18 protein-coding genes are annotated in these 22,582 nt (G+C 39.6%); 6 read left to right on the plus strand and 12 right to left on the minus strand.

Annotated elements, in window-relative coordinates:
- Positions 1–4: 4 nt before the first annotated feature.
- The 8 genes from J3455_RS00860 to J3455_RS00895 all read right to left on the minus strand — a co-directional run bounded on the left by J3455_RS00860 (position 5) and on the right by J3455_RS00895 (position 9,233).
- Entirely contained in the window at positions 5–1,168 is a 1,164-nt protein-coding gene (locus J3455_RS00860; protein WP_349560768.1) for an efflux RND transporter periplasmic adaptor subunit, read from the minus strand.
- Positions 1,169–1,377: 209 nt separating this feature from the next.
- The gene (locus tag J3455_RS00865; protein WP_349560769.1) at positions 1,378–2,475 is read right to left on the minus strand and encodes a 6-phosphofructokinase; all 1,098 of its coding nucleotides are present in this window, start codon (positions 2,473–2,475) and stop codon (positions 1,378–1,380) included.
- Between the two features lie 71 nt (positions 2,476–2,546).
- The gene (locus tag J3455_RS00870) at positions 2,547–2,960 is read right to left on the minus strand and encodes a hypothetical protein (protein ID WP_349560770.1); all 414 of its coding nucleotides are present in this window, start codon (positions 2,958–2,960) and stop codon (positions 2,547–2,549) included.
- Between the two features lie 87 nt (positions 2,961–3,047).
- Entirely contained in the window at positions 3,048–4,727 is a 1,680-nt protein-coding gene (locus tag J3455_RS00875) for a cyanophycinase (RefSeq protein ID WP_349560771.1), read from the minus strand.
- Positions 4,728–4,805: 78 nt separating this feature from the next.
- On the minus strand, positions 4,806–6,098 hold the full coding sequence (gene paeA / locus J3455_RS00880) for a polyamine export protein PaeA (RefSeq protein ID WP_130052442.1): 1,293 nt from the start codon (positions 6,096–6,098) through the stop codon (positions 4,806–4,808).
- Positions 6,099–6,237: 139 nt separating this feature from the next.
- On the minus strand, positions 6,238–6,930 hold the full coding sequence (locus J3455_RS00885; RefSeq protein WP_130052443.1) for a substrate-binding periplasmic protein: 693 nt from the start codon (positions 6,928–6,930) through the stop codon (positions 6,238–6,240).
- 124 nt (positions 6,931–7,054) lie between these two features.
- Complete coding sequence (locus J3455_RS00890) at positions 7,055–8,164, minus strand: arginase family protein (protein ID WP_349560772.1); 1,110 nt, start codon at positions 8,162–8,164, stop codon at positions 7,055–7,057.
- Between the two features lie 289 nt (positions 8,165–8,453).
- Positions 8,454–9,233: a DUF2189 domain-containing protein gene (locus J3455_RS00895; RefSeq protein ID WP_130052445.1), complete on the minus strand. Its 780-nt coding sequence runs from the start codon at positions 9,231–9,233 to the stop codon at positions 8,454–8,456.
- A gap of 145 nt (positions 9,234–9,378) precedes the next feature.
- Here J3455_RS00895 and udp point away from each other — a divergent pair, with 145 nt between their 5' ends.
- Entirely contained in the window at positions 9,379–10,134 is a 756-nt protein-coding gene (gene udp / locus J3455_RS00900) for a uridine phosphorylase (protein ID WP_130052446.1), read from the plus strand.
- Here the strand turns inward: udp and cdd are convergent.
- Together cdd and J3455_RS00910 are read right to left on the minus strand one after the other, a co-directional pair.
- Positions 10,131–11,063, minus strand: coding sequence for a cytidine deaminase (cdd, locus tag J3455_RS00905; RefSeq protein ID WP_130052447.1), 933 nt, complete (start codon positions 11,061–11,063; stop codon positions 10,131–10,133). The genes udp and cdd overlap by 4 nt on opposite strands.
- A 164-nt stretch (positions 11,064–11,227) precedes the next feature.
- On the minus strand, positions 11,228–11,596 hold the full coding sequence (locus tag J3455_RS00910) for a hypothetical protein (RefSeq protein WP_130052448.1): 369 nt from the start codon (positions 11,594–11,596) through the stop codon (positions 11,228–11,230).
- A 339-nt stretch (positions 11,597–11,935) separates the two neighbouring features.
- Between J3455_RS00910 and J3455_RS00915 the strand changes: the two genes are divergently transcribed.
- On the plus strand, positions 11,936–13,975 hold the full coding sequence (locus J3455_RS00915) for a tetratricopeptide repeat-containing sensor histidine kinase (protein WP_349560773.1): 2,040 nt from the start codon (positions 11,936–11,938) through the stop codon (positions 13,973–13,975).
- Here J3455_RS00915 and ppc read toward each other — a convergent pair.
- Positions 13,972–16,617, minus strand: coding sequence for a phosphoenolpyruvate carboxylase (gene ppc / locus J3455_RS00920; protein WP_167657264.1), 2,646 nt, complete (start codon positions 16,615–16,617; stop codon positions 13,972–13,974). The genes J3455_RS00915 and ppc overlap by 4 nt on opposite strands.
- Before the next feature lie 422 nt (positions 16,618–17,039).
- On the opposite strand from ppc, the gene J3455_RS00925 reads away from it, so the two are divergent.
- A complete protein-coding gene (locus J3455_RS00925; protein WP_349560775.1) occupies positions 17,040–17,786 on the plus strand; it encodes an SDR family NAD(P)-dependent oxidoreductase in 747 nt (248 codons plus the stop codon).
- 10 nt (positions 17,787–17,796) lie between these two features.
- Positions 17,797–18,405 (plus strand): flavin reductase family protein, encoded by a 609-nt coding sequence (locus tag J3455_RS00930; protein WP_349560777.1) that lies wholly within the window; start codon positions 17,797–17,799, stop codon positions 18,403–18,405.
- Between the two features lie 16 nt (positions 18,406–18,421).
- Here J3455_RS00930 and J3455_RS00935 read toward each other — a convergent pair whose 3' ends face one another.
- A complete protein-coding gene (locus J3455_RS00935; protein ID WP_349560778.1) occupies positions 18,422–19,501 on the minus strand; it encodes a M24 family metallopeptidase in 1,080 nt (359 codons plus the stop codon).
- A 129-nt stretch (positions 19,502–19,630) separates the two neighbouring features.
- Between J3455_RS00935 and J3455_RS00940 the strand changes: the two genes are divergently transcribed.
- Together J3455_RS00940 and J3455_RS00945 are read left to right on the plus strand one after the other, a co-directional pair.
- Complete coding sequence (locus J3455_RS00940) at positions 19,631–20,851, plus strand: M24 family metallopeptidase (RefSeq protein WP_349560780.1); 1,221 nt, start codon at positions 19,631–19,633, stop codon at positions 20,849–20,851.
- 153 nt (positions 20,852–21,004) lie between these two features.
- Positions 21,005–22,411 carry a YfcC family protein gene (locus J3455_RS00945; protein WP_167657259.1) on the plus strand — a complete coding sequence of 469 codons (1,407 nt, stop codon included), beginning with the start codon at positions 21,005–21,007 and terminating at the stop codon, positions 22,409–22,411.
- Positions 22,412–22,582 lie beyond the last annotated feature (171 nt).

Consider the following 22,582-nt stretch of genomic DNA (forward strand, 5'->3'; position numbering starts at 1 on the left):
TCCGTTACTGGCTGTTAGCTGCTGATTCTGCAGGCATTGCATTGACTGGTGCACCTGGGCGGATTTTCTGTAAACCTTCAACAATCAACTTATCGCCATTGTTTAGGCCGTCTGTCACTAACCAGTTTGAACCAACAGTACGATCAGTTTTAAGCACGCGTGCTTCTACGGTGTTGTCTTTGCTTACAACCATGGCAGTAGGCTCACCTTTGGTATTTCTACTGACACCGCGCTGTGGTGCTAAAATCGCATCATTTTTGACACCTTCAACAATCACTGCTCGAACATACATACCAGGCAGAAGTAATTTTTCAGGATTAGGAAATTCAGCACGTAAGGTGACTGAGCCAGTGCTTGGGTCAACCGTTACTTCTGAGAATTGTAACGTGCCTTTATGTTGATAAGTGCTGCCATCTTCCATCTTTAATTCAACTTTTGAATGTAAAGCAGCATCTTTATCAAGCTCACCGGCAGCGATCGCTTTTTTCAAACGTGTTAATTCACTGCTCGATTGAGTTAAATCAACATAAATAGGATCTAGCTGAGTAATTGTTGCTAACGCAGTTGCTTGATTAGCGCTAACTAGGGCACCTGCTGTTACATCTGATTTGCCAATTTGGCCGCTAATTGGTGCTAATACTTTGCTATAGTTCAAGTTAATTTCAGCTGTTTTAAGCTGCGCCTGAGCTGTTAGTAAGTCTGCTTTTGCACCTTTATATGCAGCATCGGCTTCATCATAATCTTGTTGGCTTACAGCTTTGATACTCAACAACTCTTTGTAACGTTCAGCTTTTGCTTTGGCATTAGCAATACTTGCTTGAGCTTTAGAAATAGCAGCTTTACTGGTAGCTACTTCAGCTTCAAATGTAGACGGATCAATTTGATATAAGGCTTGGCCCTTTTCAACTTCAGCACCTTCAACGAACATACGCGACTGGATAATACCGTTAACCTGAGGACGAATTTGCGCGATACGTGAAGCAGCAACACGACCTGGTAATTCTTTAGTTAGCGTAAGAGGTTTGCTTTGCATCTCAATAACGCCAACAGGTACAGCTTGAGCTGCCTGCGTTTGCCCTTGAGCCGATTCTGATTGGCCGCAGCCTGATAATAAAACAGCACCAGCCAAAGCTGACACTGCAAAAAATGGAATGCGAGAGCGCTGCATGTGTATTTCCTTAGTTTAGAGTGAACGATCATTCTAAACTAAAAAAGGCACAGATCAACCATATTTAAATAACTTTACATTAAATAAATAACTTGCTGTAAAGCATGTTTTGTTCAAAAGAAATAAAACGAATAGAAGGTTTGATATTATAACTGATAGCTTGTTAAAAAAATCGTTTTAAAACTATCAGTTATAGTAAATTCGCTTGATTAACTGAGCTCTTCGCCTAAGCACATACCCATTGCTCGAGCGCTTGAAATTAACGAGTGTTCTAAAGGAATAACACGATATTCAGAGGTAGCTTCTTTTAAACTGATTGGTTTAATTTCTCCGTCTTTACTGACAGGAATAAAACCAAATCGGCCATGTTTTACAAGCTCGAATGCTTGCACACCAAATTCGGCTGCTAATACTCTATCGAACGCATTAGGTGTACCACCGCGTTGAATATGGCCTAGTACTGTCACTCTCACATCTAGATCAAGTGCGACTCGTATTTGTGAAGCCAAATGCTCTGCAATACCACCAAGAATTGGGTTTTCATAACCAAACTCATTTGATTGTTTACTCACTACACTGCCAGCAAGTGGTTTAGCCCCCTCTGAAATTACGATGTTGGCAAATCCATGCCCTTTGTCAAAACGTGATTTAAGTTTTGCTTTAATCGCTTCAATATCGTAAGGAATTTCTGGAATAAGGGCTACTTCAGCGCCTGCTGCAATTGCTGAATGCAAACAAATCCAACCTGCATCGCGACCCATGACTTCAGTTACAATCACCCGGTTGTGACTTTGTGCTGTTGGTATTAATCGATCAATGGCTTCTGTGGCGGTGTCGACAGCAGTCTGAAAACCTATTGTGTAATCAGTGCCATATAAATCATTATCAATGGTTTTTGGCACGCCGACAATATTTAAGCCATGCTCAAATAGATGCTGAGATACTCTGTGTGAACCATCACCACCAATATTAATAACGGCATCAAAACCAAGTTGCTTAATAATACTGATTAACTCATCAGAGCGGTCAATAAACACTTGTTCACCTGCTATTTCAGCAGGAAATGCAGTTGGATTACCTTTATTAACTGTTTCTAGAATTGTTCCACCTCGAACATGAATACCAGCCACCACTTCACTAGTTAAGTGTATAATATCATTTGGTTTTTCAAGCACACCACAATATGCTCTTCGGCTACCATACACCTGCCAATTGCCATCATGTTCGGCTGCTTTAACCACCGCTCTGATCACTCCATTAAGCCCAGGGCAATCACCCCCACTTGTTAATAGCAGTAATTTTTTCATCGTGTTACCAACTTCGTTCACTGATTAATTACAGATTAGCTTATATATTGAACTTTCGCGTATGACTTACATCAACTAAAACGCGGTTTTTTATGTGTAGAAAACAGCGCCACAAAAAGCACTAGTAATACATACTTAGGCAAACTAGTCAGTAAAGTGGTGTTATCAATATTTGCAGAAAAGGTGTTAACAGCAAAATATAAATGCAGCGCTAAAAATGGTGTCAGCAATATAAAATATGAATACGCTTTGTCTCTAAGATACAGCGACTTACTAATAAGTAAAAACGCTAAAAGTAAAGCTAATAAAGGAAGGCCTAAAGTAACGATATCAACCATTGATAAAGCAAAGTTAGGTGACAAGTCATAAAGGGCTGAGAGTACTTCAGTTGGAATCGCAATAGCTGATCCATAACCAATAACGGGTATAGATAAATAGGCAAATAAACAGCCAAAAATAGATAAAAGTAGTACGTTATATTTCATAACTCCATTCCATGGTTTGTTCATTATTAGTCTTACGCTAACTAATAATGAACAAATAATCCACTACTTTTTCAGTATCTTATACTGTTAAAATGTCTTAACTTTAAAGGCTAGGTTTTCTACCGCACAGCCTGTACTACTTGTGTTTACACGGTAATAATGAGTGCTTTCAGTAGCATTTAAATCCAATAAAAACTCGTCATGCTGTGCTACTGCTTGTTGCTCTTGTGTTAAACACATAGCTTGTACAAGCGAGCGTAATTTAGCATCTGAAAATATGGTGCCGAAACGCTGCATCGGCAGTGGCGGAATTTTAATACTAGGGAGTGCATTATCAACAGTTCGTTTAGCTAAGTTAAAGCCATCCTTTGTTACATCAATAACCGTACCTACAGGCCAATAACTAATAGCTCCGCTATTTTTAGCGTCTGATTGAACATGCACAACACCGCTTTTACCAATCACTGTCATTAAGGAAGTTCCACCAGCTCGTATTGATACAAGCGCTGTAGTTTCATCAACCCCAAAGCCATGTTTTTGCCCTGTATCTGCCAATAATCTAGCTAAACGCATTGTTCTGTTGCGCTCGCTAAAGTGTGTATCAAGAACACCGTACGTAAAGCTACCTAGCCCACCTTGTTTTTCATAAGTTAGGCTATCAGACGAAAGCTTATTACTGCACTCATTTTCACAGCGCTCACTTGGAGGTGAAACAGCAAACGAGCCTTCTCTCATTGCCGCTAAACTTGTACCATTTGAAATCATCGGCACTGAACCATATTCATTTTTACCACCACTTTGCACAGCAGTGCCTGCACTTGTGCCAACAAGTAATGGTCTTTGTAAAATTGCGTGAGTCCAAGGATATTGCTTACCGTTATCATCAAACAGTACTTTTCTGGTTAAACTCTGATCGCCACCGTTAAACATCATCCCCGTCGCGTTTTCAATCAGTTTAACTAAATGATCTACCCCTTTATCACAAAGCGCTTTTTCGGCCTTAATTCGATCAGGGTAAATTGTCTCACGGTTAAAAACCCCCATAGAGTCAGTGCGTAAAGAATCCAAACTTTCACATTGCTTACTCGTAATCGCTTTTGCTAAGGCGGGGGTTAGAGGTAACCAGCTTGATTCTACCCCCTTAAAGTTTAATAGCCCTTCATAAAAGTCAGCTGATTCATATGGATCTCGGCTAGAGGCTGTAACAGCCAAAATTGTTGGTGATTTGGTGGTTGTTTTTAATGAAGCAGCAACAAAATCTAAAATATCTGAAGTAGAGGTTTCTGTAGTTAAGTCTTTATACACTCGCTCTGTAATTCTTTGTTTTTGTTTATTAAGAATAACAACTTCTAATATATCAAATACGTAATTAAATTCACTTTCAGATAGAGACGATAGCACCTGATTATCTAGATCTCGCCAAGCCCATAACAAAGTTGCTTTACTGACTTTTTGGAACTCTTTATGTGTTAATTTATTTAATACAGCAACAACATGGTCTCGGTGCTTTGTATTGTTGTTAGGCCAAAATTGGTCAATTTTTTTAATTGATTGTTTTGTTACGCTAAAAACATTCTCTTGCTTACCGATTATGCTTTCTTTTGTTGAGCAATTCTTTGGTTTGCTACTTGAACAGATTTCTAGGTCACTACCAACCATAACTAAGGTTTGATTTGCAGGCTCAGCAAAACATAATGACGGAAGTAACGCAGTACCTGCAAGTAATGCACTGCGAGAAAATAAGGATAACTTTTTAAAAATGCGCATGTATCGGTTTTTAGCTGTATAAAATAAACAAAAGTATACCGACTTTTTAGATTGCTGAAAATGAAAGATAGAGGCGCATTATGCGCCTTCATTGCTAGTGATTCTAGATACTAATAGTTGCTCAACTTTCACCCCTTCAACATCGACAACCTCAAACTTATAGCCAGCAAAGTTTATAAACTCTGCACGCTTTGGCAGGCGTTTCATGGTGTAGATCAAAAATCCTGCGACTGTTTCGTAATGAGACTGTTCTGGGAACTCTTCAATTTCAAGTACCTTTGCAAGCTCTACCACTGGGGTTAAACCATCAACTAACCAGGATGAATTATCACGTTGAATAATTAACTCTTCACCTTGATGGCTAATTAAATCGCCCATGAACCCTTTCATTAAATCTTTAACAGTGACAATACCGACCATTAGCGCATATTCATTAACCACAACGGCAAACGGCTCTGCCGCTTTTTTAAAGGTATTTAACGCCTCTGAAAGACTCAATGTTTCTGGCAGGTAGAAAATGTCGCGGCTTATCAATTCATTATCTATTTCGGCAGTTTGTCCTTTTAGTACTTTGCGCAAAATATCTTTTGATTCAACCGAACCAATTAATTTATCTAAACTGCCATCACACACTAAAAAGTGATTATGAGGGTGCTCAATTATTTTGGTTGCTACTTCTTGTGCATCTGCTTTGACATCAAAAAACACAATTTGATCACGAGGCGTCATCACACTCGATAAAAAGCGGGCTTCTAAATCAAATACATTGCCAATTAACTCATATTCTTGTTGCTGCAAGCTGCCGTACTCAGCCCCTGCATCCATCATCGCGACGATGTCTTCTGTGGTAACGATATCTTCTCTCTCTGCAGGCACTTTAAACGCGCGCAAAACCAAATTAGTAATACCATTAAAGAAAACAACAAAAGGTGTTAGCGCAAAAGTAACCCAGCGCATAATAGATACCACATTAACAGCAACCGCCTCAGGCATAATCATCGCTAAGCGTTTTGGTAACAAGTCAGCGAATAAGATAAACAAAGAAGTAATACTAAAAAACGAAATCAAAAAGCTAACTTGGCTCAGTAACGGACCTTGATAAATCATCCCTAAAACTTGTTCGATATAAGGAGATAATGCTTGCTCACCAACAATCCCCCCCAAAATCGCAATCGCATTTAAGGCTATTTGTATCATCGCAAAAAATGCTCCAGGTTGCTCTTGTAAGCTAAGCACTGCTTGGGCTTTTTTATTTCCTTCGTCCACCATAACTCGTAATTTGATCTTACGAGATGCAGCAATCGCTATTTCGCTCATTGCAAACAATGCACTGATCAAAATTAAAATCATAATAATGAGTAAATCACTCATTGTAGCTCCTAATAATTAAGCGCATTCAGAGTGTTGAATGCAAACAACTTTTTGCTCGTTTAGGCTAGCTAGAGTTTGGCGAGAATGGACAAAAAGCAGCTGATTATAGCCACTTTGTAGCATTCAACAAGTGCTATTTTTAATCGTTAGCAGCAAAGCCTTTGTTTAATTTTTCAAGAGTCACAGGGTTGATGTTTTTATTGCAAGCGAAGTATAACTGAGGTGTTCCGACGGGCAGTTTTAATATCGGTTTTAAATCTTCAAGCGTGTTATCGCCATCACGTTCATATTTAAACTGTTCATCGCTGAGGATGACTAAATCTATACTTGAGCGTCTGCTTTTGAGCACATCATAAATGTTGTCAAAACTATCAAGTAAGATCAGCTGATTGCGCTCATCAAAGCCATTCTCTTTTAAGTATATGTGTGAATAGTTATTTTTTAAAACTGCAATTCGGTATTTTTTAGCTTCATCAATATTAGCTATTTTTACTTGTTCAGATTTAAAAGAATAAAATGACGCCGAAAAACCACCAATGCGGGCTATCCAAGTAAATTTGTCTTCACGTGAAGGAAGCCTTGCCATAGAAAAGATACAGGTATTGCTGTCACGTAATGCTGCGTTATACGAAATTGACCAAGTGTTTACAGAAAGCTCATAATCCAATCCACTTTTTTCTAGACCTGATTTAACTTGATCAACCACAGTTCCAGTTAATACGCCGTTTTCATTTAGGTATTGAAAATTAGGGAAATTTTCGGTCACCACTGTAATTGCTGCAAAACAAGGTTGCAGAAATAGCAGCAATGACAGGGTTAGAATTGTGCGCATAATGAGCGATACCAAATAAATTATAATTATTTTTTATAATAATATAGCTCGAAGTTGCAGATATTGAAATATTATTTAGTAAAAAGGAATGAGCGGAAACGGGGTGTTTCCGCCCTAGAGTCAATTACTTATTTATTGCATTAATCAAAAATGCTGAGATTTTAGCACCTTCTCTAAGTGTTGTTTCAGAACTTGTTTGACCGATTAATGAGCTGTCTGTGAATGGCGCAATTTCCATCATGTCAGCACCAGTAATTGGGAACTCGTCAGCCAACGCAACTAGAATATCTAAAGCATGTTGTGGTGTTAAGCCACCCGCTTCTGGTGTCCCTGTCGCTGAAGCAAAACTTTCATCAAGTGCATCAATATCAAAGCTTACATAAAGCTCATCTACATTATCAGCCTTAAGTTGTGCAATTACCTCTTCAGCAACTGCTTTAGCACCACGTTCGATGATTTCTTGGGCCCAATGTTGTTTAACACCAAAAGTGTCTTCCCAATGTTGCTTAGGCTTACCACTAGAGCGAATACCAAATTGAATTAAATTACGCGGCGCCGGTAAATACTCAAGGATATGTGTACACCATGAACCAAAACATAAATCGATACCTAAACGTTCAACTAATAAGTCAGTATGAGCATCAAAGTGAATGATTGCGGTGCGTTTACCTGCATCACGTTTTGCTTTTAAGTAAGCTTTAGTCAGCGGGTAGCTAATTGAATGGTCGCCACCGATACCAAAAATACCCTTATCAGGATAGTTTGCATAAAAGCCATCACAAACATCTTCGGTGATAGACAAAGGTGATACATGGTATTCACTGTTTTCATCTGCATATAACGCTTTTTGGCAGTTTGTGATAGTCGCATCGTTAAGGTATTTATCATGTAATAAATGCGGGATTACACGTACATCACCCAAATCAAAAGCGCGAGCTTGAGGTTGTTGATCAATCAAAGTAGAGCGCAAAAACAATGGTCCCCAATTAGCACCACGTAAGATACCACCGCCACAGTCAGAGCTAATACCTAAAATAACGGCTTTGTGTTCAGAGTCAGTCAGTGTTTCAAGTGACTCTTTCCAAAGCACATCAACATTGTCTGTTTGGCCGTATAATTTAGTACGCAGCGCATCTTTACGTTCTTTTGCTGTATTGACTGTAAATACGCCATCGCCAGGAGGACAAAGACACTGACTTAGTTTTTCATGGAATGCTTTTTGTGTGTTACTCATCTCTACTCCGCTGATCATTATCTGCATATTCATGCGTAATAAAAAAAGTTACGCAATCAGGTTTGTGTATCGTTTAGATTTTTGAGGCTAAACAAATACTTGCCCAACCAAACTTATAACTATCTGAAATTAAAAGGTTATAATTTTAATGCAGAAGAATTTAAACTGCTCTAGTCAAATAAGAGCGCTGTATTTGGGCAGGTATAACATGCGCGAAAAGAAAGTCAAATTTTGCGGCAACCTACTCGATTGCCGCTATAGATTTATATTCAAGCGAAGTGAATACTCATTATTCATAGCCTCTTGGCTTCTTGGTTTTGATAACAGCAATATACGCATGCCAGCTGGCGTAGCTCAATAAAGGCATAATGACAATAAAACCAGCAGTGCCAGTAATAAAGCCTACAAACACTAAGCACAGAATTAACCCAGCCCAAACAACCATGGCACCAAAATTTGTTTTAACCGCGTTCATAGAAGAAATTACCGCAGTCATAATATCAACACGGCGCTCCATCATAATTTGCGGGGTAAATGCAGAAATAGCGAATACAGTCACCAGCAAGATACCGCCGACAATACTGCCGAGCGTTAAGAATGCAGATAACTGCTCAAAAGTCGGGTTAACAACGTTCGGGTACAATGCATGAATAAGAGCTGCTAAACGCATCCATACAATCATAATCACCATTAACAACACGGCAAAGCCCCATTCACCTGCAGGGTTTCTGAACATCGATTTAAGACTGTGCATTAAAGTGGGCTTGTGACCTTTTTCAAGCTCCCAAGCAACATCATAAAGACCAGCGGCAAATGCAGGGCCTATTAGTGCAAAGCCAACTACGGCAGGTAAAATAACTAAGTGTGTATCAAACTGATAAACAAAATACATGATAGTCGCAGGTATCAAGGTAAATACTAATCCGTATACTAGACTTAGTATGGGAGCATTAGCGATATCTTTAAATGCGAGTGCCAACCAGTGAAAAGGCGCACCGATTGAAATTTTCGAGCTTTCTAAACAGCGTGCAAACTCATGGTGTTTACTCATAGAAGATGAAGCAGGCATAATATATCCTCTTTTATCGTTACTTCTTTAGGTTTAGGTTATCTGTGCAATTCTTGCAACATTAGTAATCTAATAGGACATCTGTCCTGTACTTTAAACACATATGATTAAAGTATTACGCTTTAGACAAAAATAAGGTTTAATAATGGAAAAGGTATTTCACTTAGGGCTTACTCGTCAGGACTTAAACGGCGCAACCCTTGCGATTGTCCCAGGCGATCCTGACCGCTCAGCACGCATTTCAACACTTCTCGATAACCCAGAATGCTTAGCGAAGACCCGTGAATTTCATGTATACCGAGGTGAGCTAAACGGCCATAGCGTTGTAGTTTGTTCAACCGGTATTGGCGGACCATCTACATCAATCGCTGTTGAAGAACTTGCCCAGCTAGGTATAGATACCTTTTTGCGAATTGGCACGACCGGTGCTATTCAGCCACACATTAATGAAGGCGACATTTTAATTAGCCAAGCCTCAGTTCGTTTAGACGGCGCAAGCCAGCATTTCGCACCGCTAAGCTATCCTGCAGTGTCTGACTTTTTTGCTACTCAAGCTATGGTAAATGCGTGTGATAAGTTAGGGATTAGCTTCCATATTGGTATTACAGCATCTAGTGACACCTTCTATCCAGGACAAGAACGTTACGATACCTATTCTGGCTATGTTCCTCGTTCATTCCAAGGCAGCTGTGAAGAATGGCAAAAACTAGGCGTGATGAATTATGAAATGGAATCAGCAACACTATTTACTATGTGTGCAGCACTTGGCTTGCGTGCAGCGTGTGTTGCAGGTGTATTAGTAAATCGTACTAAACAAGAAATTCCTAATGTTGACCACGGCGAGATTGAGAAAAAATCAGTCGCCGTCGTCATTGAAGCTGCAAAACTATTGCTAAACTAATCGTTAACTAGTTTAGCAACACAGTGTTCAAATGCTGGTGGGTTTTCAAAACTTGCCAGCACACTTTTAGCCACCTCATACTGATTTTCAGCCCCTTGTGTTTCTAGCAAGGTTATTGACTTAACCGTTTTATCATCAAAAGTTAAACCCGCAAGATAAAACTGACTCAACGCACTTTGTAGCGGAGAAAGGCTTGGACTATAAGCTGCATTTTCTGCATAGCTTCCGTAAAAGTCACCTTCTGTATATGTACTTAATCTAACAGCACTAAAATTACCTGTATATGGTACGTATGCATTAAGCGCCAATTGAACTAGTTTTTCATCGTTAATACTCGTTTCTGCAAATTGCTTATCTCTTTGTTTATGTGAAAACAAGCATTCTTCATTACCTAAATCTTTTGGACCAAATGAATGTGGTAACAACTCATGTAGGTTAAAGTCCCGTTCTGGCAATAAAATCTCAAGTGAGTCTGCGGTGCTCAATTCATTCATAAATTGACGGCAATAACCACAAGGTGCATCACTGATAGCAATTTTTTGAACTGCTTGCGCGCCGTTAAGCCACGCATTATTAATCGCTGATTGCTCAGCATGTACTACCAAACTTAATGCTTGATGAGAAAACTCGACATTAGCACCAAAATAAAAGTTTGTTTCGCCTTGTTTGTTTAACCCAACTGCAACAGCACCCACATAAAATTTAGAAATAGGTGCGACAGAAAATAAACTTGCGACGGGTACACAGGCTTTTTGTAACTCAAGTTGGCTAACTTCGAACTGCTGACAAAGAGAAGAAATATCTGATTGAGATAAGATGCCACGCTGCTTTTTAAGCTGGGCAAAAAGAGAGTTTTTTTGTTGTTCATTGAAGCTAAACGGCTCAGATTTTTGAGCTAGTTTGCTTGCATCTATCCTAGTTGCTGTCATAACAAATTATAATTATTAATTGGCTAAACAGTTTAAAAGGTTACGTATTGAATTGCTAGGTTTTGGCGTTAAACATCCCGATTATTAGCACAAAAAAAGCTAAAAATTAGCGGTATTTGTAAGCCCAGATATACAAATATATTTCCAATAGCTAAGCTCAGCATTTATTGATGCACTAACCAGTTTTTAGCTTTGTTAAAACATTCAAAGTTTTCAGCCTGTAAGTTATAGCGCTTTGCTTTTTGCATAAATAAATCGTGCATAAATCCATCAAAACTTACCACAATAGCCACTACAGCTTCTTTCAAAGAGTTTGCCACTTCCGGCATGATGGTGAATAAATCAGCAGGTGCGAAGTTGTGAGTCAATTCAGACACGTCAACGAGTATTTTTTCTGACCCATATAATACCGAGTATTGTTGGGCAATTTGGTAAAAATTAATCACATCCTGTGCACTAGCAGTCCCTCTTAACGTCATCATCACGAGTGACGTCGATGCATCATAAGTGATGCAAGTAGACACGTTTGGCATAAGTTACTCTAAAAAAGTGTGGGAGTTGTTTTTGGATCAACGGTAGCTGATCTAAAAAGCTGGGCTATTTTATTGATATCGCCCTTCCAGTCAATACCTAGCAATAAAATAGGTATGACCAGTTGCATATTTCATATTTTAGGATTAGTTTTAATCTGAAAATCTGCCATTCGAGTTCACACCCTATTTACTTTATAAACATGTAAGAGATTTCCTCTAAACAAATAAGCAATTTCAGATAAACCTGTATTTAGTTAAAATTTATAATGTAAAGCGTTATTAAGACAGTAAAAGGAGTGAGTGCTTTATGTACTCATTTTTAAAATGGATTGGTGTGCCATGAAAGCGCGTTTGGTTTTGCTCATTAGCTTTATACTATTGATTTTATTATATTCAACAACAATTAATGCAATGCCTAACAAAGAGTTTAATGAACTCAGACTTTCAATAAGGCAAAGCTATGCAAGCTCACCACAAGAAGGCCTAAAGTTTGTCAATGCCCTCATAGAAACTACCGAGCTAACATTAGAACAAAAGATTATTGCTACTAATTATAAAGCTTGGTTCTTATTAGAGACAGACGAGCTAGAACAAGCCATGGAAACCATTGTTAAGTACATGAATATGGTTTCTCAGTCTGATGAAAAAGACCTCATGTATGGCTATTTCAATATTTCCGGGGGGATTTATGCACGCTTAGGTCTATATGAAGAAGCCTTAGCTTACTATCGCGATGCCATGCCATTTGCACAATCTCGAGATGAACGTTTAGTTTATCAAACCGAAAATAATATCGCTTTGGTAAAGCTACGTTTAAACCGTTACAAAGAAGCTGCTGACTCGTTCACATACTATCGAGATTATGCCCGCAGTAAAAATCAAACTCTGAACGAATCATTTGCTAGTAATAACTTAGCGCTTGCTTTAATTGGATTAAAACAGTATTCAGACGCACTCAAGGTTATCAATGAAGCTATAGGGTTACAAAACCAACATAACTACACCACTCACCTTGCTTCAAGCCTAGTTATAAAAGCCAAAATATTACGTTTTCAAGGTTTTTTAGAAGACTCAGAAAAGGTACTAAACGAGGCTTCGACTGTTATTGAAAATAAAAAGCTTGAAAATGAGCAACTTAATATCATTTTATGCTTAGCAGAAACGTATGAAGCACAAGGTCATACTGAGAAAGCGCTCGATACACTAGCATCCGTTAACATACAAGCTGTTAGCCATACTAATTTTGAAGCCCTATTATCGATTGCAAAATTAACTGCAGAGCTTTACGAACAACAAAAAATTTATGCAAATGCACTAAGCGCTTATAAACAATATTCGTACATTAATGAAGCTATTTTAACCAGACAAGCAAAAGTGAACCTAGCTAAAGCATTAGCGGAAGCTGATGTAGCCGCAAAAGAGGTCAGAATTTCTGAATTGACTCGTGCTGAACAAATAAAAGCGACGAAAGCCAATGCATTTAAAGATCTCACTATTGTTGTAAGCATATGTTTAGTAATTATTTTATTTGGCTCTTTTATCGCAATTAATAGTATAGACAAACAAAAACAAAAATTAGCTAAAGCATTAAAACAGTTAAAAGATACTCAAAATCATCTAATTGAAATAGAAAAAATAGCGTCTTTAACAGCACTAGTATCCGGTATGGCGCATCAACTTAATACCCCTATAGGCACCATAGTTACAGCAAGTTCATTAATAGATGATTACATGGAAGGTTTAGAAGAAAAATTTAAAGCCCGAGAGCTGTCTAGCAAGCATTTTCATAAATTTATTACCGATACCAATAGCGCTAAAGACCTTGTGATCAACAGTATTAATCGACTTGCCGGAATTGTAGAAGAATTTAAAGCGCTTAATGTGTCTATACACCTAGATAAACCGATGAGCAAAATACAGCTTTCAAGCTTTCTTAACCATCGTTTATGTCCTTTGAGCAAACATCTTGGTAAACAAATTGATTTTAAAATTCATGGCGATGAAGCAACTATTACATCTTATCCAACTATTTTAAGTGATGTATTAAAAACCTTAGTTATTAATTCCTGTGAGCATGGCTTTGTTAATTCGGGTAAGGGAGTGGTCGAAGTTTCAGTCAAAGCGTTTACGCATGTGGTTGAAATTACCTATCAAGATAACGGTGTGGGAATCAGTGATGAAATTCTACATGAAATATTTACCCCTTTTTACACCACTAATCTAGGGGGTAATCACTTAGGGCTTGGTTTAAACGTGGTATTTAACGCGGTTAAATACAACCTAAGAGGCAAAATCGGCGCCGAGTCATGTAAACACGGCGCACGATTTGTTATTAGCCTACCAATCGATGCTCAATTAGTAGATGACACTAGCTATTAACCGGTATTACGCATACCTGCTGCAATACCTGTCATCGTGATCATCAAGGCATTATCAATATCACTTGCAGAGTTTTCATCAGCTTCACGTGAACGACGCAGTAACTCAACTTGTAATAAGTTAAGTGGATCTGTGTAAGGGTTACGAAGCGCGATTGACTCTTTGATCCAAGGCTGGTCTGCAAGTAAGCTCTTTTGTGGGCTAAGCGATTGAACAAGCTCAATAGCCTCGCTCAATTCCTGACGTAACTTCACACCTAATGGCTTATATTGCTCAGTAACAAGTGCATCATCATAATGAGCACTTAACCATGTATCGGCTTTACTAAATACCATCTCTAGCATCTCTAAACGAGCACGGAAGAATGGCCATTTTAAGCTCATTTCGTGAAGTGTTTCGATGCCATATTTATCTAAAGCAGCTTTAAGGCCTGTTAATGCACCTAACCAAGCTGGCAGCATTAAACGATTTTGGCTCCATGCAAAGATCCATGGAATAGCACGAAGGCTTTCTACACCCCCATTCGGGTTACGCTTAGCCGGGCGAGAGCCCAAAGGTAATTTTGAGAGCTCTTGTTCTGGCGTTGCCATTCTAAAGTAAGGAACAAAGTTTTCATCATGACGCACAACTTGACGGTAATGCTCGCATGAGTCTGCACTAATAAGATCCATAACATCACGCCATTCGCTCTTAGGCTCTGGCGGCGGCAATAAGTTACTCTCAAGTACCGCACCGGCATAAATGTTTAAGCTTTGTAGTGCGACAGCAGGCAAACCAAACTTAAAGCGGATCATTTCACCTTGCTCTGTTACACGCAGGCCACCTTTTAATGAACCAGGAGGCTGAGAACGAAGCGCCTGTGCAGCTGGAGCGCCACCACGACCAACAGTACCACCACGGCCGTGGAATAAGATAAGCTCAATACCGCGCTCTTCGGCTAATTGAACGAGTTTATCCATTGCTTCATATTGTGCCCAACCAGCAGCCATCATGCCTGCATCTTTTGCTGAGTCTGAGTAGCCGATCATGACATTTTGCTGATTTTGAATATGACCACGGTACCAAGTGTTATCAAGTAAACATTCAATAACCTCTTTACCATTATTTAAGTCATCTAAGGTTTCAAATAACGGTGCAACCGGCAAGTTAAACTTGCAACCACTTTCTTTCAATAACAATTGTACTGCTAAGACATCGGATGCAGTGCGTGCCATGGAAATGATGTACAAGCCAAATGTTTGTGCGTCTTGCGCTGCTATCACATCAAACGTATCAAGTACTTCTTGTACTTCAGGGCTTGGCTGCCAATGTTTAGGTATTAGTGGTCTACGAGAGTTCAGCTCCGCAAGTAAGAATGCTTGTTTATCTTCTTCTTGCCATTGATGGTAATCTCCTAAACCTAAATAACGTGTTAGCTCTGAGAAAACATCACCATGACGTGACGAGTCCTGACGCACATCAAGTTTTGCAAGGCGCAAACCAAAGCTATTAATGCGGCGCAGTACATCAAGTAGCAAACCGTCTGCCACCACTTTCATGTTGGTTTTAATTAGCGAGCGATAACACACTTCAATAGGGTGCTTAATTTGCGCAATATCGGTAATTAAATCTTCAGAGTCAGTGCGCTTTTTCTTAATTTTAGCGCCCAAATGCGTCACGGTTTCGGCAATTTGATTCTTTAATTTTTTAAGTACCGCACGGTAAGGTTCAAAGTCTTGCCCTGCAAGCTCAACTAATTCATCGCTTGCATCAGACATAGATAACTCATTACTTAGCGTCTCAATGTCACGCGAATACAAATCAAGTGCCATCCAACGGCCATGGTCTAGCACTTGCTGAGTGACTTCAGCGGTTACAAACGGGTTACCATCACGGTCACCACCCATCCATGAAGTAAATTCAATTGGGCTGAAATCAATCGGTAATTCAAGATCAAGCTCTGCTTTTACGTCTTCACCAAACTCGCGTAGAAAACGTGGAACGGCATGCCATAAGCTATTCTCAATAACTGCAAAACCCCATTTAGCTTCATCGATTGGCGTTGGGCGCGAACGACGAATATCGTCGGTATGCCAAGCTTGGCTAATAAGTTGGGCAATGCGATTTAATAAATCTGCACGTTCACTTGGTAAATTGTCTTTACGCTCTAAAGAGGCAAGACAATCACTTAATTCAACGTGTTTATTGATCATTGTACGGCGTGTCACCTCAGTTGGGTGAGCCGTGAGTACTAAATTGATGTGGAGTTTTGAGAGTGTTTGTGCCAAGTGATTAGGGTCCACTTGACCTTGCTTTGATGCAGTTGCTAACGCTTTTAATGTTTGAGTGAGAGGGTTTAGTTGGCAAAAACCAACATCATTAAAGCGCGAAACGGTATGAAATTGTTCTGCAACATTAGCAAGATTCAAAAAATGATTAAATGAGCGTGCAACCGGTAATAGTTCTTCATCTGTGAGAGCGTGTAGTACTTCGATAAGCGCTTGTCTGTCGGCTTCGTTACCACTACGTGACGATTTAGATAAAGCGCGAATCTCTTCTACCTTATCTAAAATGGCTTGTCCTTGTGCATCTTTAATGGTTTGACCCAGCATTTGTCCAAGCATACTAACATTACCGCGAAGTGCAGCGTATTGTTCACTCATTCTCATACTCCTTTCTTTAACTAAGTTGAAAGTACTTACTGCACAGTATTTAACCAAGCACGAGCGCAGCTAAATACTGATCCCTTTTATTAATATCATTGTCAGCGTTAATTTAATAGATCGAATTTTCTAACATACTCGTAAAAAAGAATAACCAATCTGTAAACATAAAAGTGTAATGAATACGCAGCCTAGTCAGAGACTGTACTTTACAATATGGCCAATTGGTAAAATGGACTTACCAATTAAAATGATAAAATGCCTGTGAATTAAGGCATCTTTCATTTTTGTATGGTCAATTATTTATCAACCTATTTTATGTGTTTTAGTTTTGGCAAAAGACAACCAAGGTTACTAACACTTTATTAATTGGTGATAGTTTGAGCGAAAAAAATTTCGAATATTTTTATTACGGGTCATAAATGCAACTCTATATATTGTGTGGCACAAGCAGTGAAATCGCTAAAGCCTATTTCACTACTCTAAGAAAACAAATCAGAAGCGGTCATATCGTAACCATCAGTCGAAGTGAATTTAAGGCGCCTTTTGATGAAATATCAAACAATGAGATCAGCCACCAGCATTTTATAACTGATTACTCAGAGCAAAGCCTAAGAGGAATTGCCGTAGAATTAACTAGTAACCAATATGATTTAGCACAATTGATGATATTTAACGGCCTGCTGCATGATCCAGATAATGCGCCTGAACGTAAACTTGAGCAAATATCTGAGCAGCATTTTATAAATAGCATGCATACAAACGCCCTACTGCCGATTCGCTGCTTAACTTTATTTTCAACGCTTTTAAAGCCGCATGTAGCAACGGTTGTATGTGCACTGAGTGCACGTGTTGGCAGCATTAGTGACAATAAATTAGGCGGTTGGTACAGCTATCGCGCATCTAAGGCGGCACTAAACATGTTATTTAAATCGGCAGCGATTGAGCTAAATAGACGTTATAAAAAATGCCACTGCGTTTTATTTCACCCAGGAACAACAGATACGCCGCTATCTAAGCCCTTTCAAGCCAATGTGCCCGAAGGTAAGTTATTTACTCCTGAGTTTGTAGCCCAGCAGCTCTATTCATTTATAAGTGATACTGATTATTTACAACAATCACCCAGCCCAGCCTACTTTGACTGGCAAGGAAAACCCATAGACTGGTAACAGGACAATTATGCATTTTACAAAACAAGCCATTTCAGATCTAGAAAACCGCTACCGCGCCCATTTAATTAATAGTTTGTCTGGGTTTAAAAGTGCCAACTTAGTTGGCACACAAGATTGCAACGGCCAAACTAATCTAGCTATCGTGAGTTCAGTATTTCATCTCGGCGCGCATCCACCTTTGGTGGGTATGATAATCAGACCTCATTCAGTTCCTCGCCATACTCTAGAGAACCTATTAGCGACTAAGCACTATACGATTAACCATGTGAACAAAGATATCTATGATAAAGCACATCAAACATCTGCACGCTACGACAAAGACGAATCTGAATTTGATGCTACAGGGCTCTGCACTGAATACCTAAATAACTTCACAGCACCTTTTGTTAAAGAGAGCAAGCTTAAGTATGCTCTTGAGCTCAAAGAACACCACCACCTTGCCATTAATGGCACTGAGCTTATTATTGGAGAAATCACTGATATCTACTTAGATGAGGCTTGTTTGCAAGAAGACGGCTTTGTCGATATTGAAGCCATTGATACAGTCGCAGTTAGCGGGCTTGATAGTTACCATGTAACTGAACGTTTAGCCCGCTTAGCTTATGCTAAAAAGTAATCGCTAAATTTAAGCATTAGATTATGAATGGCTTAGGCGCATGGGTTAACACCTCAAAGCCAGACTCGGTGACAACTATGTCATCTTCAAGTCGCACACCACCATAGCCTGGTATATAAATGCCAGGTTCAATGGTGATCACATTACCTACTTCAAGGTTGTAATCTGTGAGTGTGTTAATAAATGGCACTTCATGTAAAAATAGCCCTAAACCATGGCCAAGGCCTTTACCCGCGTATTCACCAAAGCCCGCCTCAGCAATCATCTTGTTTGATATGGTATTTAAATCTAAACAATTAACACCTGGTTTAACCATTTCAAGTGCCGCATTTTGCGCATCAAGAACAGTATTATAAATACGGGTTTGTTTTTCTGACGCTTCGCCAATAATGTAACTACGAGTCATATCAGAGCGATAGCCATTTACAACCGCGCCAAAATCAAGGGTTACAAAGTCACCATGCTTTAAAACCTGATCTGATGGATTGCCATGCGGCAGTGCAGAACGTTCAGCAAACAGCATAATAGTTGCAAACGACATTCCTTCTGAACCTAGCTTTTGCATTCTATATTCAAGCTCTAAGGCAAGGTCTCGTTCAGTCACACCTGGTTTAAAATAAGGCAGCGTTTGTGCTAAGGCTTCATCAGCAATAGCTGCAGCAGCTTTAATTTGCGCAACTTCCCAGCTATCTTTAACGCGCCTTAGTTTTTCAATTAAGCCGTTTACCGCTGTTAGAGTGTGGCCGCTTAACTCATCTGCCACACCTTGCCAAATTGCTACCGTGACATAGCTTGCATCAAATGCGACATGGCTGTTTGGTTTAAGGTGCCTGTTAATACAATGACCAAGAGTTTCGTTGTCTCTATCTCTACAAACAACCTCAAATCCTGTTGTTTCAGCAATTGCACGTTGATGGTAACGATAATCTGTTATCAGCACACACGCATTTTGAGTAATTAATGCATAAGCAGCATTACCACTAAAACCACTTAAGTAACGAATATTTTCATGACCTAGTACTAACATGGCGCTGTAACCTTGTTGTTCTAGTAAGGCTTTAAATTCAGCTTGTCTTTTTAAGTAATTAACTTGCATTGTCGCTCCTTATTTTTTGCGCATGCTAACAGTTATGTACATAAATACGAATATTATGCGATTAGTCGCAGTGAGTTTGCATCAACTGTTTACTCAAGCCACAATGCACAAAAAACCAAGGAGTACACAATGACAACATACGGTATTGGCACACAAACGCCTGAGCAGGCGCTTGACTCTTTGTCAGATATGACAACAGATTTAACCCCTATTCAAAATGACGAATTTCATGCGCGTATCGCAAAAGCACAAGCGTATATGCAAGCAAATAACATTGATGCAATATATTTAAATGCAGGCACTAACCTTGCTTATTTTACTGGTATGCGTTGGTATGCAAGTGAGCGTTTAGTTGGCGCTATTTTACCTGCTAAAGGTGATGTGCAATATATCGCACCGTTTTTTGAAATCGGCAGTTTAAACGACTTTATGGTGATTGATGGCCCAATTCGAGGCTGGCAAGAGCACGAAAACCCATACCAACTATGTGTTGAAGTACTGTCAGAAATGGGGATTAGCAAAAATGGCACCCTTGGTATTGATGAAAGCGCACAGTTTTTCATCTACGACGGCATTAATAAAGCTAATGGTAATTATAATATTGTTAACGCACAGTGCGTAACAGCTCACTGCCGCATGCATAAATCAGCCAATGAACTTGCCTTAATGCAACGTGCTATGGACATGACTTTAGAAGTACACAAAGCAACGGCGAGTATGCTTTATGAAGGTATCACCACTACTGAAGTAGAAGCCTTTATTAAAAAAGCCCACCAAAAAGTCGGTGCACCGGGTAACTATTTTTGTATTGTGCTATTTGGTGTTGCGTCGTCTTTCCCGCATGGCGTTAAAAACCCACAAACCCTTAAAAAAGGTGATGTGGTACTGATTGATACTGGCTGTAAAGTACATGATTACCTCTCTGACATTACCCGTACTTATGTATTTGGTGAAGCAACCGAACGTCAACGTATGTTTTGGCAACACGAGAAAAATGCCCAACTAGCCGCTTTTGCTGCAGCAAAAATTGGTGAGCCATGTGGCAAAGTAGATGATGCTGCAAGACAGTACTTAGCTGAAAATGGCATGGGGCCAGAATATCAAACACCAGGTTGCCCACACAGAACTGGCCATGGCATTGGTTTGGATATTCATGAATGGCCATACCTTGTCGGTGGAAACCCTACCCCACTCGCAACAGGCATGTGTTTTAGTAACGAACCGATGCTTGTTATACCCGATGAGTTTGGTATTCGCTTAGAAGATCATTTTTATATGACAGACGCAGGCCCGCGTTGGTTTACCGAGCCAGCTCATAGCATTGACGACCCATTTGGCCTAGCTAAATAAAATCTAAATAACTATTAAAAGGTCAGCTATCTGGCCTTTTTTTGTGTCTAAATTATTACATTTTTTAACAGTGTATATATTTTTGAGACAATCTATCAGCTTTTATCATGTTATGATTTTAACAATTTAACCTAACATAATTACGGAGAATAAATGGGTTTACGTTTTAAAGTTCCACATACCTTGATACTGCTGCTTGGCATGATGGTTGTTGCGCTTATTGCTACATGGTTAGTACCACAAGGTTTTTTCAGCACGACACTGAGTGAATCTGGCCGCGAAATGGTCGTTGCGGGTACCTATCAAACGGTTGCTGAACGCCATTACTTAACCCCATGGGATTTATTACAAGCCATACCTCGTGCATTTGCTGCTGCTCAAGATGTTATTTTCTTTGTCTTAATCGTTGGCGGCGTATTAGCTGTTGCACGTGCCACAGGCACTGTTGATGCACTCATTGGTAGGCTTTTAGAGCGACACGGTAAAAAGCCGCAGCGATTAATCTTTATGGTGGTGTTTTGCTTTGCCTTAGCATCAAGCAGTATCGGTACCGCCGGTGAATATATTCCTTTTGTTATTATTCTCGTTGCGCTGTGTAAAGCAATGCGCCTAGACGCAATGACTGCTGTAGGTATGATAGTCGCGGGTTATGGTATTGGTTATGGGGTATCGGCATTTAACCCGTTTACCGTATTAATCGCACAGCAAATTGCAGGTATTCCAGTTTACTCAGGCTTGTGGTTACGTTTAGCTATATTTATTCCATTTGTGCTCATTGGTTTTCATCATGTTTGGCAATACACCAAAAAGGTAGCGAACGATCCGTCTAAATCGATGATGATTGGCGTGCCTTGCCCACTGGAAAATCAAACAGCAACAAGTTACCCAGCACTTGCCCTGCGCCATAAACTTATTTTAGGCAGCTTTATCATTACCCTTGCAATTGCAGTATGGGGTATAGCAACCAAAGGCTGGTATTTATACGAGCTAGGCGGTGTTTTTATCGCTTGGGGTGTCGTTGTAGCCATTTTAGGCAAACTATCTGCTGATGAAGCAGCAAACAAATTTATAGAGGGCGTGTCTGATCTTGTTACCACCGCAGTTTTAATCGGTGTTGCACGCGGTATCGCACTTATTTTAGAAGACGGTCAAATCCTGCATAGCCTTGTACATGGTATGTCGTTACCGCTTTCTTATGTATCAGCTGAAATATCAGCAATAGGCATGTTGGTTATTCAAACCCTACTCAATACTTTTATTCCTTCTGGTTCAGGGCAAGCTTATGTCACCATGCCACTAATGGCCCCACTAGGTGATTTAGTGGGCGTACCAAGACAAGTTGCCGTACTTGCTTATCAATTTGGAGATGGATTTTCGAATATGATCATTCCGACCAATGCTGTACTAATGGGCATTTTAGGGATGGCAGGTGTGCCTTACGGCCATTGGTTTAGATTCTGTTTACCACTGCTGATTAAACTAATGGTCGCAGCATCAGTTGTATTAGTATTAGCTGTAATGTTTGGCTATGGCTTAGATGTGCAGCCCACACTTAATTAAGTTTGTTGTGTTTTGAGTTCTTTTTAGCAACACATTTTTGGATCAAATGAGTTGGAAATAAATGACAGCTCTGTACAAAGTCAGAGCTTCATCCGTAACTCACTGCTGCCCCAAAACGTGTTTAGTCGAGCATCGCAAATGAGCGAACTAGAGCCTCTCATTGAATATTGC

The organism is Pseudoalteromonas sp. NFXS39, assembly GCF_040148775.1.
GTDB lineage: Bacteria > Pseudomonadota > Gammaproteobacteria > Enterobacterales > Alteromonadaceae > Pseudoalteromonas > Pseudoalteromonas apostichopi.